The following is a 22054-nucleotide window of genomic DNA, read 5'->3' on the forward strand; positions in this document are numbered from 1 at the left end:
TCAATGCTTGTCACGTTCGGCATCGCGATGACTGACACGCACACGTTCCGTATCGCTGCTGCCGAGCATGCGTCCCAAGTATTCAGCTATGGCAACGGAACGATGCTTCCCGCCAGTGCAGCCAATACCAATAACTACCTGGCTTTTCCCTTCCTTGCGATAGAGCGGAATAAGGAATTGCAGCATGTCTAACAGCTTTGTCAGGAATTGCTGTGTTTCAGGCCACTTCATTACATATTCGTATACCTCAGGAGTTTGACCGGTATTCGGACGCAGATGCTCGACATAATGCGGGTTAGGCAAGAAACGAACATCATAAATCAGATCCGCATCAATCGGAATCCCATATTTAAAGCCAAACGAGGTTACATTAATCGAAAGACTGTTTTGCTCGAGATTCGTAAAGTGAGAAATAATCCGTTCCTTCAAATGAGCCGGCTTCAATATGCTCGTATCGATGACCTGAGAGGCCCAGCCTTTCAGATCTTCAAGCAGGCGGCGTTCATTCTTAATGCCTTCAAGCGGCATACCATCAGGGGCAAGCGGATGGCGACGACGGCTCTCTTTGTACCGCTGCACAAGTACGCCGTCTGTAGCATCCAAAAACAAGATTTCACAGCTTATCGTGTAATGCTCCTTGATATAAGCGAGCGACTCCGAAAGCGCCGTAAAAAATTCTCTTCCGCGCAAATCAATAACAAGCGCCACGTTGCCGATTTTACCGTTCGATTGTTCGATCAGCTCCGCAAATTTCGGGATAAGAACGGGCGGTAGATTGTCGACGCAGAAGAAACCGAGGTCCTCTAGGCTTTGGACAGCAATGGTTTTGCCCGCGCCAGACATCCCGGTTATAATGACAAGCTTCGCTACTGTTGCTGCCGTTTCCATGATCAAACCTCCTAAAGACTTTGCGTTAGCAAAGTCACTTCGTAAGGATATGCTTAGACTTTGCGTTAGCAAAGCCGTTTCGTTAATCGCCTGCATTTGCTTTTAAGATTAACCTCTTAGAATAAGTCCTGCCGCGCCTACTACGCCCGCATTGTTGCCAAGCGTTGCCGCAACGATTTTTACATTTTCTTTCGCTTGCTCCTGCGTATACTTCTCAAATACTTCGCGAATTTGATCGAATAAGAAATCTCCCGCTTTTGAAACGCCGCCGCCGATGATAAAATATTGCGGATTCAAAACGATCGCAATCATCGCCATGGATTTGCCCAAATAATAAGCAGCGCGGTTCACGATACGCGTCGCAACCTCGTCGCCTGCTTTCGCTGCGTCGAGAACATCCTTCGCCATGATGTTTTCTACCATCGAAAGCGATGTACGGTCACCGCGTTCAACGGCATCCTTCGCCATGCGAATAATACCGGTCGCCGAAGATACCGTTTCCAAGCAGCCCATTTTGCCGCATCCGCATTGAATGGCTTCAAGATCAGGCACGATTGCCATATGGCCCAGCTCGCCTGCCATGCCCATATAGCCCTCAACGATTTTACCCTCTATAATAATGCCGCCGCCTACGCCTGTTCCGAGCGTATAGCATACGCAGTGGTCGATGCCTTTACCCGCTCCGCCCCAAGCCTCGCCTAGTGCCGCAACATTTGCATCATTGTTAACTTTAACCGTCTTTTTTAACTCTTGCTCCAAATAAGCCTTCAGATTGACATTCTCAATCTTCAGGTTCGGCGCAAATTTCACGATACCGTTCGGAATATCCAGGAAGCCTGCAATACCAACGCCTACCCCGTCAACTTGCTCCCAATCATAGTCCGATTCGGCTACGATCTGCTGTGCATATTTTGCAATATTTTGAAGGATAGTGTCCGTTCCTTTACTCGCTTCCGTCGGCCCCTCATACGTCTGGAGCAATTGTCCATCCGCATTGCAAATGCCTAACTTAATAGCAGTTCCGCCGACATCGACTCCAACGTAAATCTTTTCAGACATCACTAGTCCACCTCATCAATATGTTAATCTTCTCTGTAACACTATAAGCGACCTTTATGCTCTGGTCAAGATAGCTTAATACTGGTAAAAGTGCTGCTCCCACCTATCGAAAAGGCTATACCTTCAAGCAAATCGCTCTGCCGGTATAGCCCCTTTCTCTATCTTATGATGCTCATCGCCAAGTATTAAAGCGATTTGCTCCAATCATGCGTCACTGCGCCTTCTAGGAATCTTTCGCAATCCAGTGCAGCCATACAACCGCTGCCTGCTGCCGTGATCGCTTGGCGGTACTTACTGTCTTGCACGTCGCCGCAAGCGAATACGCCTGGTATGTTTGTTTCGGTTGTGCCCGGTTTCACAACAATATACCCGTGATCGTCCGTATCGATTTGTCCTGCAAGGAATTTCGTATTCGGTGTATGGCCGATAGCAATGAAAATGCCGTCGGTCTCAATAACATCCTCTTCGCCTGTTGAATTGTCACGGACTTTAAGACCCGTAACGCCCATGCCTGTAGCTACCACTTCGACCGGTGTACGGTTTAGGCTCCAGCTAATTTTCTCGTTTTCGCGAGCACGATCCTGCATGATCTTGGAAGCGCGCAGTTCATCACGACGATTAACCAGCTCAACGTTCGTCGCGAAACGCGTAAGGAAGCTTGCTTCCTCCATCGCTGAGTCGCCGCCGCCGACTACGATAATTTTCTTGCCGCGGAAGAAGAAGCCGTCACAGGTTGCGCAGGTGCTTACGCCTTTTCCGACATTTTCTTTCTCACCCGGAATGCCCAAGTATCTAGCAGATGCCCCTGTAGAGATGATGATGCTCTCGCCCACCAGTTCTCCATGGCCTTCTACTTGAAGCTTGAAAGGACGCTCCGACATATCCACGCTGTTTACCCAGCCGGTAATAAACTTAGCGCCAAAGCGCTCCGCTTGTTTGCGCATATTTTCCATGAGTTCTGGACCCATGATGCCTTCCGGAAAACCAGGAAAGTTCTCCACCTCTGTTGTCGTCGTCAATTGCCCGCCTGGCTCAGGGCCTTCAATAATTAGCGGATTCATATTGGCGCGTGCCAAGTAAATAGCTGCTGTAAGTCCGGCAGGACCGGTACCGATAATAATGGATTTGTACATAGACATTCACCTCGTAAAAGTTTATTCGTCCTGCAATTCCTGCGTGAAAAAGACGGAGCTCATCGACTTCATCTTTTCTTTGATGCCGCAAACCTCGTCAATCAGCTTTACGTTCTTGCTTACTGTAGCGATCGAAGTCCCGTACCGAAGCGAAACCTCATGGTACGAAATGGACCTCCGATGCATCTTAGCTGTCAAATATTCTAACGCAGCTGCCCAGCCCTCAGGCTTTGCCAGCTTCGGAACGTCCGGGTATACGCGTGACAAGAACTCTACCCATAAAGTCATCAAATCATGCTGCTGGACCAAATCGTATTGCTTGCTCATGCGACCGAGCGCCGTTTCAACAACATCCTGCCATTTTTCCTCCCACACAGGAAGCCTCGAAGGAACACGATTCGGTTCGATTACCGTTTCTTTCCCTTCAAGCACGATATGCAATGGCTCTTGAACACCCATCGTACGAAGCACGAAGATTGCAATCCGCTTTAAGTAGTCATCCTCATCGCGCTCCATCAAAAACGATTGCAGCACGTCCTTTACCTCGCTGTCGGCAATCATGCCTAAAGCCTGGATAACCTGCAGCTTCGTATGCTGGTCGCCATGGCGCAGCGCCCAGAAAAATGAGGAACGAACAAGCGGATCACGCTTGAGATGGTCGGGAATGCCGTCCGAGGACTTCTCCCAGAGCTTGAACTGCTCTTCAAACGGCAGATGGTAATGGTAGCTGATGGATGCCGTCTGCTCCCCGCTGCGAACGAGCTCAAGCTGCTCCATATAATAATGAGGAATGCCCGATTTCGGATCGAGCTTTATCGTTTGCTTCCACAGCCGCTCTGCTTCCTGGAAACGTCCTATATTGCAAGCGGCGACAGCGGCATAGTGATACAAACTAGGATCCTGCGTAAGCTCGGAGTCTTTGAGAAGCCTAATGAAATGCTTATATGCAGCACCATGCTCTCCTAAGATGCCCATAGTTGTTGCCAGTTTAAACACATGTTCCTGATGGAACGGCACGGTCTTCGCAAGCAGCTCTACAAGCGGCTGCAGGCTTTGCTCGTCATTCTTGTGCTGATAGAAAATAGCAAGATTGCAAAGCGCATGCAGGTTGCCCGCTTCAAGCTCAAGCACCTCATGAATGGTATCCATCGCCTTTTCGAACATGCCCATATAATAATAGGCTAACGCCAAATTATTGCGCGCAGCGAGAAAATCCGGCTGGCCTTCAATAATTTTTTCTAAAATGCGCACAGCCTCCGTGAATTTGCCTTCTTCCAGCAAGGTGCGAGCCAAATCATGCTCGACCATGCCCTCGCGCGACTTAATATTCGTCAGACGCGTAGGACGCTCAAGCTCGTAATGCAGAAGATCCATCATATCCTCTGCTTCATCGAGAAACTGCCCTTCCGAATCCTCTTCTAAATATCGAATAAGCGAGCCCTCAGCCGCTTCATATTGCTCCATATTAGCAAAATTGTTCGCCATGTAGAAATGGCATTCCGTCATCGTCGGATCAAGCTCTTCCACAATCCAGCCTAAAATCCGATTCGACTCCTCATAATTGCCCATTTCAGAAAGAATGCCGGCCATATTGCAATGGTTTACCGGATTTTCCGGCTCGTATTCCACGGCGCGACGAAAATATTTAAGTGCCTTGTCATAATGGAATCGATCTAGTGACCGAACCGCACGCTCGAAAAAAAACGTCGCGTCCCATTGAACCGGTATGACTTTCGTCTGTTGATCTACGGCAACACGTTTCTTCTCTTTCACTGGCAAGGCACCTCCCGTTACTTCCGATTTTCTAYGATTATACCATAGCCATACACTCGAGAACATGAAAGAATATGTGGCAAAATCGCGGACAGCAAATACGCCGCCCGCGATTTCCCGCGTCATTGCTATTCGATTCGTGTGCTCAGCATTCAGAACGGGCGCTTATACGCCATTGCTTTTGAACAAGGTACTGATGGATCCGCCCTCCAAAATGATCCGCGTTGCTTCTGCAAGCAGAGGGGCAACGGAAAGCACTTTGAAGCGTTCCGGCGTTGATTCCGGCAAGCTGATTGAGTCTGTAACGATGACTTCTTTAATATTTGGATGATCCAAACGCTCAATGGCCGAGCCGGAGAATAACGGGTGCGTTGCGCATACATATACATCCTCTGCGCCGCGCTCCTTCAAGCCTTCCACAACGTTTACAATCGTAGAGCCTGTATCGATCAGATCCTCAATAATGATTGGCGTCTGACCTTCGACATCCCCGATAACGTGTGTGATAACCGATTCATTGTGCGCAGGGCGTTTCTTGATCATAATCGCAAACGATGTATCCAAGTAGTTAGCCAGCTTCTCGGCAGTTGAAGCACGTCCTGCATCCGGCGATACAACAACCGGGTTCTTGATGTTTTTTGACTTCAAATAATCGCTGATAAGATCAAGCGCAGTCATATGATCGACCGGAATATTGAAGAAGCCTTGAATAGCTGGAGCATGAAGGTCGATTGTGATTACGCGGTTCGCTCCAACAGTCGTGAGCACATCCGCCAGCATTTTCGCTGAGATCGGCTCCCGTGGTGCTGCTTTGCGTTCCTGACGCGCATAACCGTAGTACGGCATGATGATGTTGACCGTTCTCGCGGATGCACGTTTCGCCGCATCAATCATAACGAGCAATTCGACAAAATGCTCGTTGATCGGATGCGAGAATGATTGTACGAGAAAAACGTCGCAATTCCGAATCGTTTCCTCATAATGCACGTAAATCTCACCGCTTTTGAAACGGGACATCTTGATCGCGCCTAGCGTCAGACCAAGCTCTGCACTGATTTTCTGAGCCAATACCGGATTAGACGAACCCGAAAAAATACGCACCTTGTCGCTTAACATGATACCCTCCTGAGCGTTAAAACCAATTAATTTTACGGAACTAGTACTCGTCCTTGTCGGATCATTCGACAAAGCTTGTTTGATCTTTCTATATTATACATGTAATTTACGATATTTCAAAAATCAATCATCACTAATTTTCGACAATTAAATGTCGCGAGCTGTGTAAAACCCACTTCTTTAAGCACAGTGTACGCTTGATCCAAGTATTGGCCTAGTCTTTCCGGCTGGTGAGCATCTGATCCAACGGTCAGCGGAATGCCCAAATCCCTTGCGTATTCCAGCATTCTGCGGCTTGGAAACATCTCAGCGGCAGGTGTACGGAGGCCGGAAGCGTTGAGTTCAATGGCGAGGCCGTGACGCTTAACCGCTTCAAGCGCAGCATTCTCCAAATGGCTGACATCACCTTCTGGTTGAAAGCCAAAACGCTTGATCACGTCAATATGGCCAATGTAGTCATAAAAGCCGGTTGCAGCCGCTTTTCCGATGGCATCGTAATATTGCTCATACACCGCCATGCGGTCGCGGCCTTCCCAGCCCGCCGTTTGCCGGAAATCGGTAATATCCCATTCGCCCAGGAAATGAACGGAGCCGATCACGTAGTCCCATGGATAAGCTTTCACGATGGCTTCGATTTGCTCCTCGCAGCCTTCGATATAATCGCCCTCCAGACCTACGCGAATGTCAATCTGCCCTTTGTACTTTTCCTTGAGCATCAGGCATTCCTCTACATAACGGGGAAGCTCATCCATAGGCATCGCCATCTCCGGGTAGTATGTGGCTGGATCAACATGCAGCAGCGGCATATGATCGGAAAGGCCGAGCTGCACGAGTCCGATCTCAATTCCCTTCCGTACGTATTCCTCCAGCTCGCCGACCGCATGGCCGCAGCGAGCGTGATGGGTATGGTAATCGATAAACATGTGCGTACCGGCCTTTCTATTGTGAATTTTGAGATAAGCGATGACCTATCTCATTTTATTGGTGGTTGGCTTCCCATGACGGCTGTTGATTTCACTTATCACGTCATCAAAAGGCAGCCCTCTCTCGCGAAGCAGTACCATCAGGTGGAAAATCAAATCGCCGGTTTCGCTGCGAAGCTCGTCGTTATCTTTGTTTTTAGCTGCAATAATGACCTCGGACGCTTCCTCGCCAACCTTTTTCAAAATTTTATCCACGCCTTTGTCGAACAAATACGACGTATAAGACCCCTCAGGGCGCTCTGCGTATCGTTCTGCAATAATGCTCTCCAGCTGCCCGAGCGTTGCGAAGCGATCAGCAGACGTCGGTGCAGCCTCTGAGGATGCATTTTCGTTTCCGCTTACTTCAACCGCATTGAAGAAGCAGCTGTAACGGCCTGTATGGCAAGCCGGTCCCTTTTGCTCCACCTTGACGAGAAGCGTGTCCCCGTCGCAATCATAGGCCAATGAAACGATGCGCTGCGTATGGCCGCTTGTCGCGCCTTTATTCCACAGCTCATTTCGTGAGCGGCTCCAGAACCAGGTCACGCCCGACTCCACCGAAAGCTGCAGCGATTCCTTATTCATATAAGCCATCATAAGTACTTCTTTGCTTTGCGCATCCTGCACAACGGCAGGAACGAGCCCCGCGTCGTCCCATTTGATTTTCGAGATAAGCCCGCTCTGGTTGTTTTCCGTCATCGTACCTCTACTCCCTTCAACCGCAAATCGTCCTTCACTTCCCGGATCGTCATTTCTTTATAGTGAAAAATAGTCGCAGCCAGCGCCGCATCCGCATGAGCCTGCTGAAACACATCGTTAAAGTGCTCGATTCTTCCCGCTCCGCCCGAAGCGATAACCGGGATGCCCAGCGAGTCGGAAACGGCCTGCGTAAGCTTAATATCGAAGCCGTCCTTCGTTCCGTCCGCATCCATGCTCGTCAGCAAAATTTCCCCAGCGCCGAGACGCTCCACTTCACGCGCCCACTCCAGCGCCTTTATGCCCGTCGTCTTACGGCCGCCGTGCGTATAAACCTCCCACTCGCCCCACTCTGCATTGAACTTGGCATCAATGGCCACTACGATGCACTGCGAGCCGAACTTGCGTGAGCCTTCCTGCACGAGCTTTGGATTCAATACCGCCGCCGTATTAATGCCGATTTTGTCCGCTCCGGCGCGGAGCAGCCGCTTCATGTCATCCACATGGGAAATGCCGCCGCCTACCGTAAACGGAATTGTAATTTCGCCTGCCGTCCGTTTGACAACCTCTATCATCGTTGCGCGCCCCTCGACCGAAGCCGAAATGTCCAGAAATACCAGCTCATCCGCGCCCTCTCGGTCATAGGTAGCCGCAAGTTCGACGGGGTCGCCCGCATCGCGCAGGTTTACGAAATTCACGCCTTTCACAACGCGGCCGTCCTTTACGTCAAGGCACGGAATGATACGTTTTGCCAGCATGTTTCCCTCTCCTTATTGCCCGTTAGCCGAGCTCGGTCTATTGTCTGCTATACAAGCGTAAACGGCTGACGCCGTCTTTAGCGGCAGAAGCTCGTTTCGCGATGAAATATAAGCATTATAAAAGGTTAAAATTTATACTTTCTTATATTTTAAAAGAAGCTAAGCTTGCTTAATTTTGGTAAGCGCAAGGAAACTGCCAAGCAGCTGCATGCCCAGATCCCCGCTTTTTTCCGGATGGAACTGCATGCCGTATACGTTCCCGCGTCCGACAATCGCCGTCACCTGCTGGTGATAATCGGTCGTCGCAAGCAGGTCGGAGGCTTGCTCCGGCTTCGCATGGAAAGAATGCACGAAATATACATGTCCCTCGGTTAGACCGCTGAACAGCGGCGACTGCTCCTGCAGGAACGACAGCTTATTCCAGCCCATATGCGGAATTTTGTAATCACCAGCGAAACGGACCACTTTGCCTGGGAGCAGGTTCAGACCTTCGTTCGTGCCGTACTCCTCACTTTCCGTGAAAAGCAGCTGCATGCCAAGGCATATGCCCAGCATGGGCTTGCCGGAGGCCGCATAGGCTTTGGCTACCTCATCCAGCTTCGTTTCGCGCAGGTTTAGCATTGCATCGCCAAAAGCGCCGACGCCGGGCAGGATCGCTCCGTCCGCAGCTGCAATCGTCTGCGGATCATCGGTAATGACCGCCTCGTAGCCAAGCCGCTCCACAGCTTTGCTTACGCTGTGCAGGTTGCCCATGCCGTAATCGATGATTGCGATCATGCTACAGCACTCCTTTCGTCGAAGGCACTCCTTGTACGCGAGGATCAATGCTCGTTGCTTCGTCCAGTGCACGTCCTAGCGCCTTGAACACCGCCTCAATCATGTGATGCGTGTTTTTGCCATAGTGTACAATTACATGAAGCGTGATGCGCGACTCCAACGCCAGCTTCCACAGAAACTCGTGAACAAGCTCCGTCGAGAAGCTGCCTACTTGCGCGGAAGGATATTCAGCGCGGTATTCGAAATGCGGACGGTTGCTGACATCGATGATGACCTGCGCAAGCGCCTCATCCATCGGAACGAATACGCTGGCATAACGTTTGATGCCGCGTTTATCGCCAAGCGCCTCGCGTAGCGTATGACCGATACAAATGCCGATATCCTCTACCGTGTGGTGATCGTCTATGTCGATATCTCCGCGCGCTTCCAGCTCCAGGTTGAACTGGCCGTGCTTCGTAAACAAGTCAAGCATATGGTTAAGGAAAGGCACATCTGTTTCAATTTTCGTTTCGCCTGTTCCGTCTACTGCAAATGTAAGCTTAATGTCCGTTTCATTCGTCTTGCGTGCCACCGATGCTTCACGTACCCGATTTTCCGACACTTTCATTCCTTCTTCCTATTTTATTATATCTTTCACGGCATAACCTCGGATGAACGGGTCGTCTAAAATAGACCATTACTTCGGTTTGCCGCATCAATTGTTTTTTTTCGCTGCTGAAACGCCCGCCATCTAGTCGAAGAAAAGTAGGACAGCAGCGGTAACAGGCGATTGAAGCAGGCGCATTTCGGCGCCATCCTCCATTAACCGCGTTCCTTCTCCAGGCGAATCTCAATTGCGCGAGCATGGCCCTCGAGCCCTTCATGACGCGCAAGCGTCATGATTTTTTCGCCATTGGCAAGCAATGCTTCTTTGCTGTAGTAAATCAAGCTCGACTTCTTCAAGAAGTCGTCGACGTTTACCGGCGACGAGAACCGAGCGGTGCCGTTTGTCGGTATGATGTGATTCGGTCCCGCAAAATAATCCCCTACAGGCTCCGAGCTGTAAGGCCCAAGGAAAATCGCGCCGGCATTCTGGATATAACCGAGCAGACGCATCGGATCAACCGTCAGCACCTCCAGATGCTCAGGCGCAAGCTGATTGACAACGTCGATACCCGCTTCAAGCGAGTCGACGAGCAATACAGCACCATAGCTGTCAATGGAGCTGCGAGCGATGTCCTGGCGCGGCAGCGTCGACAGCTGGCGTTCTACTTCCGCTGCAACAGCTTCCGCAAGCTGATGCGAAGGCGTCACCAGGATCGCCGATGCCATCTCATCATGCTCTGCTTGCGACAGCAGATCCGCGGCTATGTACGCGGGATCGGCTGAATCGTCGGCAAGCACGACGATTTCACTTGGCCCGGCGATACTGTCGATATCGACGGCACCGAATACGGCGCGCTTCGCCAGCGCCACATAAATGTTGCCCGGTCCGCAAATCTTATCGACCGGAGCAATGCTGGCCGTGCCGTACGCAAGCGCGGCAATGGCCTGAGCCCCGCCGACCCGGTACATCTCCTTAACGCCCGCTTCCGCTGCGGCAACGAGAATATACGGGTCGATGCCCGCAGTACCGCCGGTTGCAGGCGGCGTCACCATAACAATCTCCGGCACGCCGGCTACCTGCGCCGGAATCACATTCATCAGCACGGACGACGGATAAGCCGCCTTGCCTCCGGGCACGTATACGCCGACCCGCTTCAGCGGCCGCATAATTTGCCCGAGCAGCGTTCCGTCCTGCTGCAGATCCATCCACGAGGTCCGCATTTGCTTCTCGTGGAAAACCCGGACATTCACGGCCGCTTCGCGAATCGCCGTAAGAAAATCGGCGTCGACCAGCGCATACGCCGCCYGAATCTCCTCCTGCGTCACGCGCAGCGATGCCGCATCCAGCTTAACCCGGTCATGCAGCTCCGTATACCTCAGCAGCGCCGCATCTCCCTCGGCCTTTACGTCTGCGACGATCCTTAAGGCCGACTCATTTTGCTCCGGTGTTCCATACTCCACCTCGCGTTTCAATCCAAACTGCTCCGCTCGCATAATACGCATATTATCCACTCCTTCCAATGACTCTCCATGCTTTATCATTCAAATTATCCTTTTAGGTATCGTTCCCTACCTAAGCGCTCTATCCAGTATGCTTATTACGTTGTGCTGCTCATCTATCTGCAATATGCATCATGCTATAACCCGCCAGCATAGGCCTTAGCGTTCTGTTCTATCGTTTGGAATCACCATTAACAGCCTCTAAATTCCGTTTAGCCAGCGTCTCCTGCAAACGGTCGCATAGGCCTTGAATCACATCGTTTTTCATCCGGTAGCTTACCCGGTTCGCAATCAAGCGGCTCGTTATGCCGAAGATCGATTCCATTTCGACAAGTCCGTTTTCGCGCAGCGTTTGGCCTGTTTCCACCATATCAACGATCCGATCCGCCAACCCGATCATTGGCGCGAGCTCAATTGAGCCGTTAAGCTTAATAACCTCTACCTGCTGACCGAGCTCACGGAAATACGCCGAAGCTACATTCGGATACTTGGTAGCTACCCGCGGATTCATCGTCGGCTTCCAATCCGGCATGCCGATAACTGACATCCGGCATTTTGCTATGCCTAGATCAAGCAGCTCGTAAACGTCCTTATTTTCCTCCATCAGCACGTCTTTGCCGACGATACCGATATCCGCCACGCCATATTCCACATAAGTAGGAACGTCAACAGGCTTCGCCATAATGAACTCCATTCCGACCTCAGGAAGCTCGATGATCAGCTTGCGCGTATCATCAAAATCACTCGGAATCGGCAGTCCTGCTTCGCGGAACAGCTTCGACGCCACCTTGTAAATGCGGCCCTTCGGCATCGCCACTTTCAAAATATCCTTTGTCTGTCCGCTCATGTGGCGCTGCCTCCTTTAATTCCGTTGCCGTCGTACGACAGCAAAGCCGTGTATGCTACACCTTTATAAACAAACGGTTGCTGCTCATCCGTATTTTTTCCAACATCAAGCAGAATGCTGCTATCATCCAAACGCTCCGTTACAACGTTTACACCCTGCGCGCGCAGCTCCTGCGCTTTGACAAGCGCTTCGCCGCGGCCCTTTGTGTCATAGACAACAAGCGTCCGCTTGGTTTCGCTTTCGGCTTTATCGCCGAGCAGCTCCAAAATACGCGTCGTCTTAAGGGCAAAACCAGTCGCCGGTGCCGGTCTGCCGAACTGTGCCAGCAAATTGTCATAACGTCCGCCGCTTACAACCGGGAATCCAAGATCAGCAGCGTAACCTTCAAAGGTCATGCCTGTATAGTAGGAGAAATCCCCGATCATCGTCAGATCAATAAGCACATGCTCGCAAACGCCGTACGCCTTCAGCACATCCCAAATTTCGCACAAATGGCGAATCGACTTCCGCGCTTGGTCATCCACGCTCAGCTGCAGCGCTTGATCGCAAATTTCTTGGCCTCCGCGCAAGCGCAAAACGCCTTCAAGCTCGTTCTTTACGGATTCATCCAGCGAAAGCATGCGCAGCTGCTCGCGGTATCCTACGAAATCGCGGCCCAGCAGGCAGCTCTTCAGCTGCTCTTGCGCATCCTTACGGTCTGGCAGCGATTCCTCCATTAAGCCGTTAAGGAACCCGACATGCCCGATGGCAATTTTGAAGCGCTCAACGCCGGCTGCCTTGAGCGATGCGATCGCAAGCGCAACAACCTCGGCATCTGCTTCAGCCGAAGAGTCCCCAACAAGCTCCACACCTGTTTGGAAGAACTCTGCCTCACGGCCAGCCTCCTCTTCAATGGCCCGGAACACATTGGAATGGTAGGACAAGCGCTGCGGGAAATCTGCTTGCTTCAATAAGGATGAAACGACGCGAGCGATTGGCGCCGTCATATCTGAACGGAGTACAAGCGTCGTTCCGCGATTGTTCAGAAGCTTAAATAACTTCTGGTCCGAAGTTGAGCTCGCTACGCCCACTGTATCGTAGTATTCCATAGTTGGTGTAATAATTTGCTCATAGCCCCAGCCCTGCATGCAGGCCAGAACCTGGCGTTCAATATGACGCAGCTTTGCAACGGCGCCAGGCAGATAATCTTTAACGCCAATCGGCTTCTCGAATACTTTTGGTTTAGACATATAATTTCACCTTCGTTTACTTTAGTGGTTTAAAGCGATACCATGTTACCATATTAACAAAATAAAGAGTTTAGTCGTAATATTAGCATGAAAAGCTTATTTTCGTCAAGCCAACTACCACCCGCTTTGGACCAAAAAGAAAGCCCCGGCCGACTGCGAAACGAACTCGCGCGGACGAAGCTTTTTAAAGCCCATTAATTTAAAATATTGCGGACACTCTCGTCATACTCGTTTGGCGTAACCATCTCGCTCCGTCTGATTTCCCGCATCGGATTGCCGCCGACAAACGCATAAGCGGGCACATCCTTATGAACAACCGAGCCGGCAGCCACTATCGCGTAATCGCCGATCGTCACGCCGGGCAAGATGGTCGTATTCGCGCCAATCATGACATTAGAGCCAATATTGACATTGCCGAGACGGTATTCCTTGATTAAATACTCATGAGTCAGAATCGTTGTATTATATCCAATAATCGAATTATTGCCAACCGATATACGCTCAGGAAAGAATACATCGACCATGACCATAAGCGCAAATGCGGTATGCTCTCCTACCTTCATGCCGAGCAATCGGCGGTAAATCCAATTTTTGAGCGGAAGGACCGGACAATAACGCGCAAGCTGGATAAAGATGAAATTACGGACCGACTTGAATCGGCTTACCGTCGAATACACCTGCCAAAGCGCATTTGGTCCTTCCACTGGATATCGTTCAACTTTGCGCAAGCGTCTCCCGCTCCAATCCTACAAACGTATAAAGATCACGCATGTCATTGATCACATGATGAGCTCCCGCATCCATAAGCCTTTGCTCGCCTTTTAGTGACCATGCTACACCTACAGCAATGGCGCCCGCAGCAATCGCGGATTCAATATCTACTACGCTGTCGCCTACCATCAATGTCGTTGCCGGATCTGCTCCGAGCAGTTCGATGGCTTTGCTAACAGGTTCCGCATGAGGTTTAGGGTTAACAACATCATCAATTGTTACAATGGCATCTACATAGTCGTAGAGTCCAACGAATTTCAACCCGCGTTCCGTGGTTAGCCGCATTTTGGTCGTCACGACACCGATTTGGATGCCTTGTCCATGCAGCCTTGCAATGACTTCATTTACGTAATCGAATGATTTAACGTAATCATCATGCAGGCGCAAATTCACTTCGCGATAGGCTGCCACAAGATCTGTGACATCTTCAAGGCCTGAGAACCGCTTCATTTGATCTGTTAGAGGCTCTCCCATACTCGGAATAATGTGATCTCTTCCAAAGCCTTCAGGTGCTACGCCCTGCAAAGATTCTATGAACGAGCGGATAATAAGCTCATTGGTGTCGAGAATTGTGCCGTCCAAATCGAACAGCATCGTTTTGATCATGCTCGTCATCGTTAAACCTCCCTGAATTACACTTATCGTTTGCTACCTTCATCTTCTTTAATAGAAACTGTATTGTTATCTACACTTGTTGAATTTGCATCATTGCCGCCATTACGCTCTGGCTTGCTTGTTGTAATGGGATCTAGGTAGTACGCAGATGCAAGACCTGTCTTGCGGCGTACGATAATGAGCGCGATGGCTCCGATAATCAAAAGCAAGGCCAGTACTTGTGAAATCCTAATGTTGCCGTAAGCGGGGTCCAAATAACCTTGTTTGAATAAAACCTCCATCGGCGCCCATAAGCCATTAATGAAAGAAGCCAACCATGATGGCCCTCTAAATGCCAAGCTGTCGGTACGGAGCGCTTCAATGAAGAAACGGCCGATAGAATACCAGATAAAATAGCTGGCCATCAGCTCGCCTGCACGCAGAAACTTCTGACGGCGAAGCACGAACAGGATGATAATACCGACTAAGCTCCATATCGACTCGTACAAAAACGCAGGGTGGCGATACACGCCTTGAACCAGCATCTGATCCACGATAAAGGATGGCAGGTGAAGCGTATTGCGCAGGAATTCCTCGGAAACTTCTCCGCCATAAGCCTCTTGATTCATGAAGTTGCCCCAGCGCCCGATCATTTGGCCCGCAAGCAGTCCGGGTACACAAATATCCACTAAGCGCCAGAAGTTATAGCCCTTATAACGGAAATAGAAGAACCCGCAAATGAATGCTCCAATAATCGCGCCATAAATGGCAATTCCGCCGTTCCATATTTTGAATACATCAACGAAGTTACCCTTGTAATCTTCCCATTTGAACGCTACATAATAAATTCGCGCTCCGATAATGGCAGAAGGCACGCCGAGCAGGAGCAAGTCCATAAAGAAGTCCGGCTTAATACCGAACCGCTTCCCTTCCTGCACGCAAAGAAGCAGCCCGACCAACGCAGCCGTTCCCAAAATAATGCCATACCAATGCACTTCGATTGCACCTAACGAGAAGGCAATTGGATTAAGTATCAATGTCTTCATTCTTTTATATCCCCTTTAGGTTCAATCGTATTCATCCATATCATCGGCAATCGTTTCCGTCAGCTTATTCGTGAATTGCAGAGCCGCATTGTAGCCCATCCGTTTCAAACGGAAATTCATCGCTGCTACCTCGATAATGACGGCCAAGTTCCGTCCTGGACGTACAGGTACGGTAACGAGCGGAACATCTGTCTCGATAATTCTCGTCGTTTCCTCATCCAGTCCTAGGCGGTCATACTGCTTATCCTGCTGCCAGTTCTCAAGCTTTATGACAAGACCGATACGCTTCTGTGTGCGCACTGCCCCTGCTCCAAACAGCGTCATAACATTAATGATCCCTAGTCCCCTAATTTCAAGCAAGTGTCGGATAAGCTCGGGCGCGCTGCCATGCAGCTGTGCGTCCGAGGTTTGCATAATTTCTACCGCATCATCGGCAACAAGCCGATGTCCGCGTTTGACAAGCTCTAATGCCGTCTCGCTTTTACCGATGCCGCTTCCGCCTGTAATGAGCATGCCTACGCCATATACGTCTACAAGAACGCCATGAATCGTTGCCGTAGGAGCGAGCTTTCTCTCCAAGAAATCAGTAATTCGACTCGATAAAATCGTCGTTGCAATGTTGCTCCGCAGCAATGGGATTTGCATCTCATTGGATTGCTCGACAAGCTCTTGAGGCGCTTCCAATCCCCGTGTCAAAATAATGCATGGCGTATCCTCGTTGCAGAGGCGAACCATCCGATCCTTACGCTCTTCGCTTCCCAGCATATTTAAGAACGAGATTTCCGTTCGGCCAAGCAGCTGCACCCGCTCACTTGGATGGTAGTGGAAATAACCGGCCATTTCAAGACCCGGACGATACAAATCATCTACCGTAATCGCACGCTTCATTCCGTCCTCGCCAGCTATGATTTCGAGCTGAAATTGTTTGACGAGCTCAGATACTTTCACTTTCTTCGGCATCGTAGGGCCTCCCTCATATGACAACTGCTTGTGTGTATGTAAGTTTTTTTCTAATGTCTTCATCGTAAAGGAAAAAGGCTCCAAACGCAACGTTTGCTGCACTGCACAGCGCCTATCGGAAGCAATCGGAGGGTTTTGCATTAATCCACAAAAAAAGAACGGCCGGATAATCCGGCCGTTCTTTTTCCATACTATTTATTAACCTTCGAAAATGTTAAGTTCTGTCGCTTTGTCGAACAAGTGTGCTTTGTTCATATCAAGCGCAAGTTTAACCGTCGTGCCGTCACGTAGACCGGAGCGGCTGTCAACACGCGCGATAGTTGTGTCAGTTCCGATACCGTTCAGGTACAAGTACATTTCGTGACCAAGGTTCTCAGCAACCTCTACATTTGCGTTCACGATTGTTTGTGGAGAAGCTTCCAAGAACACAGGCTCTTCGTGAAGATCCTCTGGACGAATGCCGAGAATTACTTCCTTGCCGATGAAACCTTTCGAGCGAAGAACTGCTGCTTTGCCTTCAGGAACAACTACATCAACGCCGCTTGCTTTGAAGCGAAGCGCGCCGCCTTGTTCTGTAAGGGATCCGCTGATGAAGTTCATCGATGGAGCACCGATAAAACCAGCAACGAAGATGTTTACAGGGTGGTTGTAAAGCTCTTCAGGAGAAGCTGTTTGTTGAATGAAGCCGTCTTTCATAACAACGATACGGTCACCCATTGTCATTGCTTCGATTTGGTCATGCGTTACGTAGATAGTTGTTGTTTCAAGACGTTTTGTAAGCTTGCTGATTTCAGCGCGCATTTGTCCACGAAGTTTCGCGTCCAAGTTGGAAAGCGGCTCATCCATCAAGAATACTTGCGGCTCACGAACGATTGCGCGTCCTAGAGCGACACGTTGACGTTGACCACCGGAAAGTGCTTTAGGTTTACGGTCAAGCAAATGCTCGATGTCAAGAATTTTAGCAGCTTCACGAACACGTTTGTCGATGTCTGCTTTTTTAAATTTACGAAGTTTAAGGCCGAAAGCCATGTTTTGGTAAACGTTCATGTGCGGGTACAACGCGTAAGATTGGAATACCATCGCGATGTCGCGGTCTTTAGGAGCAACATCGTTCACAAGGCGGTCGCCGATGAACAATTTGCCTTCGGAAATTTCTTCAAGGCCAGCAATCATACGAAGAGTTGTCGATTTACCGCAACCAGATGGTCCGACCAATACGAGAAACTCTTTGTCTTTAATATCTAAGTTAACGTCAGTAACCGATGCTTTGTCAGTACCCGGGTATTTTTTGTAAATGCCTTCTAAACGTACGCCTGCCATGATAATTTTCCCCCTAGAAAGAAATTTCGATATGCCTATATCTTATCCCACGGAGGCGCTTATGACTATGCACATACTTTACAAAAAAACTAATTTCTTTTCGTAACTTTGTACAATAGTAATATAATTTTGACTAGAACGGCCTCTCTAAACTGACGAACATCAAGACCAGTCTCCTGTTTAAGTTTGTCTAAACGATATAATAACGTATTACGATGTATATATAATTTCTTTGCAGTCTCGCTTACATTGCAATCCAATGTGAAAAATGTATCCAGTGTGCTCAGCATTTCTGATTCCACGAACAGATCCGCTCTTTTTAAAGACTGCTCTAAATATTTGGCGCGCTGTGCTTCAGGAATCGAATTAAGCAAACGTTCCAGCTGAAGCATCCACGGCAGATGTATATTTGTACCCACATGAAATTTACGTCCAAGATTAATCGTTTCCCGAAGCAGCATCGTCGTTTCAATCATTCCCTTTGCCGGCGATGTGGGGTGAGCAACCGCTAAGTGGCACTCACCGATCCATTCGCTTGCAAGCATCTCGTGAAGCCCAAGCCCGATCGAAGCAAGACTTTCCTCAAGTGACTCCTCTTCCTGTTCGTCGAAAGCATCTGAATCCTCATCCCTTAATAATGACATAGAGCCCCATATGAGCCATTCCTGACTTTTAAGAGGTATGAGCAAAATATCATCGGACATAAAGGACCGAAGCAGCTTTTCCAAATCTGAATAGGTAGCTTGCTGGGTACCAGGCTGCTCCGTGACGAGCAGAAATGGAATCATTTCATTGAATAAGCGGCTGCCAACCGTCAGATGATCCGGTAAAGAATAGGCAGGCTCATCTGATTCCAGCTGTTTCTGAATCCAGTCGCCAAGCTTAAGGGCTTGTCTCTCCGTTTCGGTAAGCGCCGCGTTTTTTTTCTCGGCTAATGTTCCAAGGTTAAGTCGGAGTGTCCAGCTGATCAGCTCTTTTTCAGTTGCTTGAAGGGAAGACCCTTCGAGTTCTAGCAGGTCTACTTCATAATCATTAGAAGAAATGACAATCCAAGTTTTATCTTCCTTTTCTACACGTTGGCCTTCTATGGGAGATGTGACCGTGTTATCGCCTAACCACACCTCATCGGCATTGCTTATTAAATCGTTCCACTCCGCTATCGATTTCGAAACAGCATGCACCGGACAGTTCAAAATGTGCTGCAGCGGCTTCAACCAGTCTGTCGTGCTCATTTCTCTATCTCCAATCTCCGTAAGCGTTAGCGGCTATGCGCGGACCTCATTCAGGAGGCGCACAATGATAATTAGCAGCTCCATATAAGCGGATTAATGATTAAAAAAGCTTATTCCTATTTTGAAATAGAATATCGCTTTTTTCCGTCATTGTACCATATGAACCTTATTAATTCAGCCTATAGCTAATAAAAGAATGATCGACAGCAGCGCAAATAGTGCAGCAATCAAATAAAGGAACGATACCGTTTGGACCTGGCTAAGCCCCCATTTCATCAAAAGATGATGCGTATGAAGCTTGTCCGCGCGATGCAGGCCCTTACCGCTTATTAATCTCCTCAGCATGACATATATCGTATCGAAAATAGGCAATCCAAGCGCTAGCAGCGGAACAAGCAAAGTAATGAACGTAGCTCTCTTGAACGTTCCGTCAACCGCAATGACCGCTAGTGTATATCCCAAAAATGTAGCACCGGCATCCCCCATAAATATCCGGGCAGGATAAAAATTGTGCACCAAAAAACCAAAGCATGCCCCTGCAACAATAATGGCAAGAATTGCAGTGCTCGGCTGCCCCTTTATTAAGGCCACCGTTAATAACGTAAGGGCAGATAATGTACAAACGCCTGAAGCAAGTCCATCAACGCCATCTATAAAATTGATCATATTGATCAAAGCAAATACCCAGAGCATGGTCGTAAGCCATGAGAGCCAGTCCGGAAACGATAGGAACAGATTGGTAAACGGATTAGCGATCCCCGCAATTTTAATGTGAAATAAAGTCGGTATCGATGCCGCTCCCATATAGAGGATAACACGGGGCCATACCGGAAAGTCCTTTCCCTTTGCTTTCGAAGCATCATCCAGGAGACCGACGATGACGAGTACCGATCCTCCGGAAACAATGGTCCAAGTAAGCGGCGTAAATCCAATAAAAATAAACATAGCAATTACGCAGCCAACAAAAATAGCCGCTCCCCCCATCAGAGGAATCGGCTTATTATGTATCTTCCTTTGATTTGGACGATCAACAAAGCCAAGGCGCAGCGCAAAGACCCGAAGCGGTGGTACGCTTGCAAATACAATCGCAAAGCTGATCAAAGCCGCCAGTCCATATATCATTGCAACTACCCCTTTATCTGTTTATTTACCTTGTATATACATTGTTCCCTTATATCGATAAAATACAAGAAACAATTCATACCTGTTTGACCGATATGGGCATTCATGGTACTATTTATTCATAGTTAACTCATCGGATTAATACATTATTTAATCTCACCATTATCGAGTCGAAAGAGGAGTGCGCACATGCCGAAAATTGTAATCATTTCCGGAAGTCCAAATGCTTCGTCACGCTTAAACGGGATCACGCAGTATGTTGAACAGCAGCTTATTGAGAAAAATCTTACAGTAGATTTAATTACGGTTGTTTCTTTGCCTCCTGAAGATCTCATTCATGCAAGGTTTGGGAGCCCGGCTATTGTAGAAGCCAACAAATTAGTTGAAGATGCCGATGCTGTCATCATTGCTAGTCCTGTCTACAAAGCTTCATTCACTGGTGTACTTAAGACGTTTTTGGATCTGCTTCCGCAAAAAGGTCTTGACGGCAAAATCATTGCTCCGCTTTTTATCGGAGGTACCATTGCACATCTTCTTTCTATTGACTATTCCCTTAAGCCTGTACTCGCATCCATGGGCGCTAAAATATATGTAAGCGGCGTTTATGCGGTCGACTCCCAAATCAATCGAACCCAGGAGCCTAATGAAGCACCTGTTTTTGAAATAAACGAAGAACTGACATTGAGATTAACCGAGACGGTAAATGAACTTACGCGTGAGCTGGCTCTTCGCAGCAAATAGCTTTAATTAACAAAAAAGGTGCATGCTGGAGACAACTTCTGTCTTTAAAAGCATGCACCTTTTCTTTTTTTGTTTCATAAAATCAAAAAAACCGAAGATCCGGGGATCTTCGGTTACGATGTCGATGTAAGAAAAATGGTGAGTCATGTAGGATTCGAACCTACGACACCCTGATTAAAAGTCAGGTGCTCTACCAACTGAGCTAATGACTCATGATGTGTAAAAAAACTGGTGGAGGATGATGGATTCGAACCACCGAACTCAGAGAGAGCAGATTTACAGTCTGCCGTGTTTAGCCACTTCACTAATCCTCCATGCTATTACCTATTCTCCGTATTAACGAAAAATAAAGTGGTGGCTCGGGACGGAATCGAACCGCCGACACGAGGATTTTCAGTCCTCTGCTCTACCGACTGAGCTACCGAGCCTTACTTTAAAGAAAAATGGCGGAGCTGACGGGATTCGAACCCGCGGTCTCCTGCGTGACAGGCAGGCATGTTGGGCCACTACACCACAGCTCCAAGTGGATTCGGTCATAATACCGAATAAGTAAATATGGTGGAGGATGACGGGATCGAACCGCCGACCCTCTGCTTGTAAGGCAGATGCTCTCCCAGCTGAGCTAATCCTCCAGATGTTACAATAAAAAAGGTAATGGTAGCGGCGAAGGGGATCGAACCCCCGACCTCACGGGTATGAACCGTACGCTCTAGCCAGCTGAGCTACACCGCCACGCTTGTCCCCCGAATAGTTGTCGTTTGCAGCGTTCGGGGACGTTTGCAAAGTCAGAACATTACGCCCTGAAAACTGGATACGAAAGTTAGGTTTGCTGAAACCTTATATAGCTGCTGTCTGCCGGATGTATGGGTCCATGCAAACGTGTTTAGGATAAGCCCTCGACCGATTAGTATTCGTCAGCTACACACATTGCTGTGCTTCCACCCC

The 22054-nt window shown here is 49.0% G+C and carries 21 protein-coding genes and 6 tRNA genes; 1 reads left to right on the plus strand and 26 read right to left on the minus strand.

What is annotated here, in order from left to right; translation table 11 throughout:
* The 20 genes from rapZ to AC1DLI_RS32170 form a co-directional block, all read right to left on the minus strand.
* Positions 1–888: an RNase adapter RapZ gene (gene rapZ, locus AC1DLI_RS32075; protein WP_308996230.1), complete on the minus strand. Its 888-nt coding sequence runs from the start codon at positions 886–888 to the stop codon at positions 1–3.
* A 108-nt stretch (positions 889–996) separates the two neighbouring features.
* Positions 997–1947 carry an ROK family glucokinase gene (locus AC1DLI_RS32080; RefSeq protein WP_477609416.1) on the minus strand — a complete coding sequence of 317 codons (951 nt, stop codon included), beginning with the start codon at positions 1945–1947 and terminating at the stop codon, positions 997–999.
* 185 nt (positions 1948–2132) lie between these two features.
* Positions 2133–3080, minus strand: a complete 948-nt coding sequence (gene trxB, locus AC1DLI_RS32085) for a thioredoxin-disulfide reductase (protein ID WP_477609418.1) — start codon at positions 3078–3080, stop codon at positions 2133–2135.
* 21 nt (positions 3081–3101) lie between these two features.
* The gene (locus tag AC1DLI_RS32090; protein WP_477609420.1) at positions 3102–4853 is read right to left on the minus strand and encodes a tetratricopeptide repeat protein; all 1752 of its coding nucleotides are present in this window, start codon (positions 4851–4853) and stop codon (positions 3102–3104) included.
* A gap of 165 nt (positions 4854–5018) precedes the next feature.
* On the minus strand, positions 5019–5969 hold the full coding sequence (locus tag AC1DLI_RS32095; protein WP_308996234.1) for a ribose-phosphate diphosphokinase: 951 nt from the start codon (positions 5967–5969) through the stop codon (positions 5019–5021).
* 116 nt (positions 5970–6085) lie between these two features.
* Positions 6086–6892, minus strand: coding sequence for a histidinol-phosphatase HisJ (gene hisJ / locus AC1DLI_RS32100; protein ID WP_477609422.1), 807 nt, complete (start codon positions 6890–6892; stop codon positions 6086–6088).
* Positions 6893–6937: 45 nt separating this feature from the next.
* A complete protein-coding gene (hisIE, locus tag AC1DLI_RS32105; RefSeq protein WP_477609424.1) occupies positions 6938–7630 on the minus strand; it encodes a bifunctional phosphoribosyl-AMP cyclohydrolase/phosphoribosyl-ATP diphosphatase HisIE in 693 nt (230 codons plus the stop codon).
* Positions 7627–8385, minus strand: a complete 759-nt coding sequence (gene hisF / locus AC1DLI_RS32110) for an imidazole glycerol phosphate synthase subunit HisF (protein ID WP_477609426.1) — start codon at positions 8383–8385, stop codon at positions 7627–7629. Before hisF ends, hisIE begins: the two co-directional genes overlap by 4 nt.
* Positions 8386–8544: 159 nt before the next feature.
* Positions 8545–9162, minus strand: a complete 618-nt coding sequence (hisH, locus tag AC1DLI_RS32115) for an imidazole glycerol phosphate synthase subunit HisH (protein ID WP_477609428.1) — start codon at positions 9160–9162, stop codon at positions 8545–8547.
* A 1-nt stretch (position 9163) separates the two neighbouring features.
* Positions 9164–9769 carry an imidazoleglycerol-phosphate dehydratase HisB gene (gene hisB / locus AC1DLI_RS32120; protein WP_477609430.1) on the minus strand — a complete coding sequence of 202 codons (606 nt, stop codon included), beginning with the start codon at positions 9767–9769 and terminating at the stop codon, positions 9164–9166.
* Between the two features lie 194 nt (positions 9770–9963).
* Positions 9964–11250, minus strand: a complete 1287-nt coding sequence (gene hisD, locus AC1DLI_RS32125; protein ID WP_477609432.1) for a histidinol dehydrogenase — start codon at positions 11248–11250, stop codon at positions 9964–9966.
* Between the two features lie 169 nt (positions 11251–11419).
* On the minus strand, positions 11420–12094 hold the full coding sequence (hisG, locus tag AC1DLI_RS32130; RefSeq protein ID WP_308996240.1) for an ATP phosphoribosyltransferase: 675 nt from the start codon (positions 12092–12094) through the stop codon (positions 11420–11422).
* Positions 12091–13323: an ATP phosphoribosyltransferase regulatory subunit gene (locus AC1DLI_RS32135; RefSeq protein ID WP_477609434.1), complete on the minus strand. Its 1233-nt coding sequence runs from the start codon at positions 13321–13323 to the stop codon at positions 12091–12093. Before AC1DLI_RS32135 ends, hisG begins: the two co-directional genes overlap by 4 nt.
* A 194-nt stretch (positions 13324–13517) precedes the next feature.
* Complete coding sequence (locus tag AC1DLI_RS32140) at positions 13518–14051, minus strand: acyltransferase (RefSeq protein ID WP_477609436.1); 534 nt, start codon at positions 14049–14051, stop codon at positions 13518–13520.
* Positions 14038–14709, minus strand: coding sequence for a pyrophosphatase PpaX (gene ppaX, locus AC1DLI_RS32145; RefSeq protein WP_477609438.1), 672 nt, complete (start codon positions 14707–14709; stop codon positions 14038–14040). The genes AC1DLI_RS32140 and ppaX overlap by 14 nt, the downstream gene beginning before the upstream one ends.
* A gap of 23 nt (positions 14710–14732) precedes the next feature.
* Positions 14733–15734 (minus strand): prolipoprotein diacylglyceryl transferase, encoded by a 1002-nt coding sequence (lgt, locus tag AC1DLI_RS32150; protein ID WP_477609440.1) that lies wholly within the window; start codon positions 15732–15734, stop codon positions 14733–14735.
* Between the two features lie 21 nt (positions 15735–15755).
* Positions 15756–16694 carry an HPr(Ser) kinase/phosphatase gene (hprK, locus tag AC1DLI_RS32155; RefSeq protein ID WP_477609442.1) on the minus strand — a complete coding sequence of 313 codons (939 nt, stop codon included), beginning with the start codon at positions 16692–16694 and terminating at the stop codon, positions 15756–15758.
* A 198-nt stretch (positions 16695–16892) separates the two neighbouring features.
* Positions 16893–18014, minus strand: a complete 1122-nt coding sequence (locus AC1DLI_RS32160) for an ABC transporter ATP-binding protein (protein ID WP_477609444.1) — start codon at positions 18012–18014, stop codon at positions 16893–16895.
* A gap of 89 nt (positions 18015–18103) precedes the next feature.
* Positions 18104–19246 carry a PucR family transcriptional regulator gene (locus tag AC1DLI_RS32165; protein WP_477609446.1) on the minus strand — a complete coding sequence of 381 codons (1143 nt, stop codon included), beginning with the start codon at positions 19244–19246 and terminating at the stop codon, positions 18104–18106.
* A gap of 174 nt (positions 19247–19420) precedes the next feature.
* Positions 19421–20368 (minus strand): glycosyltransferase family 4 protein, encoded by a 948-nt coding sequence (locus AC1DLI_RS32170; RefSeq protein WP_308996248.1) that lies wholly within the window; start codon positions 20366–20368, stop codon positions 19421–19423.
* Positions 20369–20557: 189 nt separating this feature from the next.
* On the opposite strand from AC1DLI_RS32170, the gene ssuE reads away from it, so the two are divergent.
* On the plus strand, positions 20558–21109 hold the full coding sequence (ssuE, locus tag AC1DLI_RS32175; RefSeq protein WP_308996249.1) for an NADPH-dependent FMN reductase: 552 nt from the start codon (positions 20558–20560) through the stop codon (positions 21107–21109).
* Positions 21110–21245: 136 nt separating this feature from the next.
* Here ssuE and AC1DLI_RS32180 read toward each other — a convergent pair.
* From AC1DLI_RS32180 to AC1DLI_RS32205, 6 genes are all read right to left on the minus strand, one after another.
* Positions 21246–21321: transfer RNA gene (locus AC1DLI_RS32180), tRNA-Lys, on the minus strand.
* Between the two features lie 17 nt (positions 21322–21338).
* Positions 21339–21423 (minus strand) — tRNA-Tyr (locus AC1DLI_RS32185).
* Between the two features lie 38 nt (positions 21424–21461).
* Positions 21462–21537 (minus strand) — tRNA-Phe (locus AC1DLI_RS32190).
* 16 nt (positions 21538–21553) lie between these two features.
* Positions 21554–21630 (minus strand) — tRNA-Asp (locus AC1DLI_RS32195).
* Positions 21631–21665: 35 nt separating this feature from the next.
* Positions 21666–21741, minus strand: a tRNA-Val gene (locus AC1DLI_RS32200).
* A 23-nt stretch (positions 21742–21764) separates the two neighbouring features.
* Positions 21765–21841: transfer RNA gene (locus AC1DLI_RS32205), tRNA-Met, on the minus strand.
* Positions 21842–22054 lie beyond the last annotated feature (213 nt).

This window comes from Paenibacillus sp. 01T443 (assembly GCF_056398325.1).

Excerpts from the sequence above, each read along its gene's own strand:
- rapZ (WP_308996230.1), bottom strand. The coding sequence starts at position 888 with ATGGAAACGGCAGCAACAGTAGCGAAGCTTGTCATTATAACCGGGATG.
- AC1DLI_RS32080 (WP_477609416.1), bottom strand. The coding sequence starts at position 1,947 with ATGTCTGAAAAGATTTACGTTGGAGTCGATGTCGGCGGAACTGCTATT.
- trxB (WP_477609418.1), bottom strand. The coding sequence starts at position 3,080 with ATGTACAAATCCATTATTATCGGTACCGGTCCTGCCGGACTTACAGCA.
- AC1DLI_RS32095 (WP_308996234.1), bottom strand. The coding sequence starts at position 5,969 with ATGTTAAGCGACAAGGTGCGTATTTTTTCGGGTTCGTCTAATCCGGTA.
- hisJ (WP_477609422.1), bottom strand. The coding sequence starts at position 6,892 with ATGTTTATCGATTACCATACCCATCACGCTCGCTGCGGCCATGCGGTC.
- hisIE (WP_477609424.1), bottom strand. The coding sequence starts at position 7,630 with ATGACGGAAAACAACCAGAGCGGGCTTATCTCGAAAATCAAATGGGAC.
- hisF (WP_477609426.1), bottom strand. The coding sequence starts at position 8,385 with ATGCTGGCAAAACGTATCATTCCGTGCCTTGACGTAAAGGACGGCCGC.
- hisH (WP_477609428.1), bottom strand. The coding sequence starts at position 9,162 with ATGATCGCAATCATCGATTACGGCATGGGCAACCTGCACAGCGTAAGC.
- hisB (WP_477609430.1), bottom strand. The coding sequence starts at position 9,769 with ATGAAAGTGTCGGAAAATCGGGTACGTGAAGCATCGGTGGCACGCAAG.
- hisG (WP_308996240.1), bottom strand. The coding sequence starts at position 12,094 with ATGAGCGGACAGACAAAGGATATTTTGAAAGTGGCGATGCCGAAGGGC.
- AC1DLI_RS32135 (WP_477609434.1), bottom strand. The coding sequence starts at position 13,323 with ATGTCTAAACCAAAAGTATTCGAGAAGCCGATTGGCGTTAAAGATTAT.
- ppaX (WP_477609438.1), bottom strand. The coding sequence starts at position 14,709 with ATGACGAGCATGATCAAAACGATGCTGTTCGATTTGGACGGCACAATT.
- lgt (WP_477609440.1), bottom strand. The coding sequence starts at position 15,734 with ATGAAGACATTGATACTTAATCCAATTGCCTTCTCGTTAGGTGCAATC.
- hprK (WP_477609442.1), bottom strand. The coding sequence starts at position 16,694 with ATGCCGAAGAAAGTGAAAGTATCTGAGCTCGTCAAACAATTTCAGCTC.
- AC1DLI_RS32160 (WP_477609444.1), bottom strand. The coding sequence starts at position 18,014 with ATGGCAGGCGTACGTTTAGAAGGCATTTACAAAAAATACCCGGGTACT.
- AC1DLI_RS32165 (WP_477609446.1), bottom strand. The coding sequence starts at position 19,246 with ATGAGCACGACAGACTGGTTGAAGCCGCTGCAGCACATTTTGAACTGT.
- AC1DLI_RS32170 (WP_308996248.1), bottom strand. The coding sequence starts at position 20,368 with ATGATATATGGACTGGCGGCTTTGATCAGCTTTGCGATTGTATTTGCA.
- ssuE (WP_308996249.1), top strand. The coding sequence starts at position 20,558 with ATGCCGAAAATTGTAATCATTTCCGGAAGTCCAAATGCTTCGTCACGC.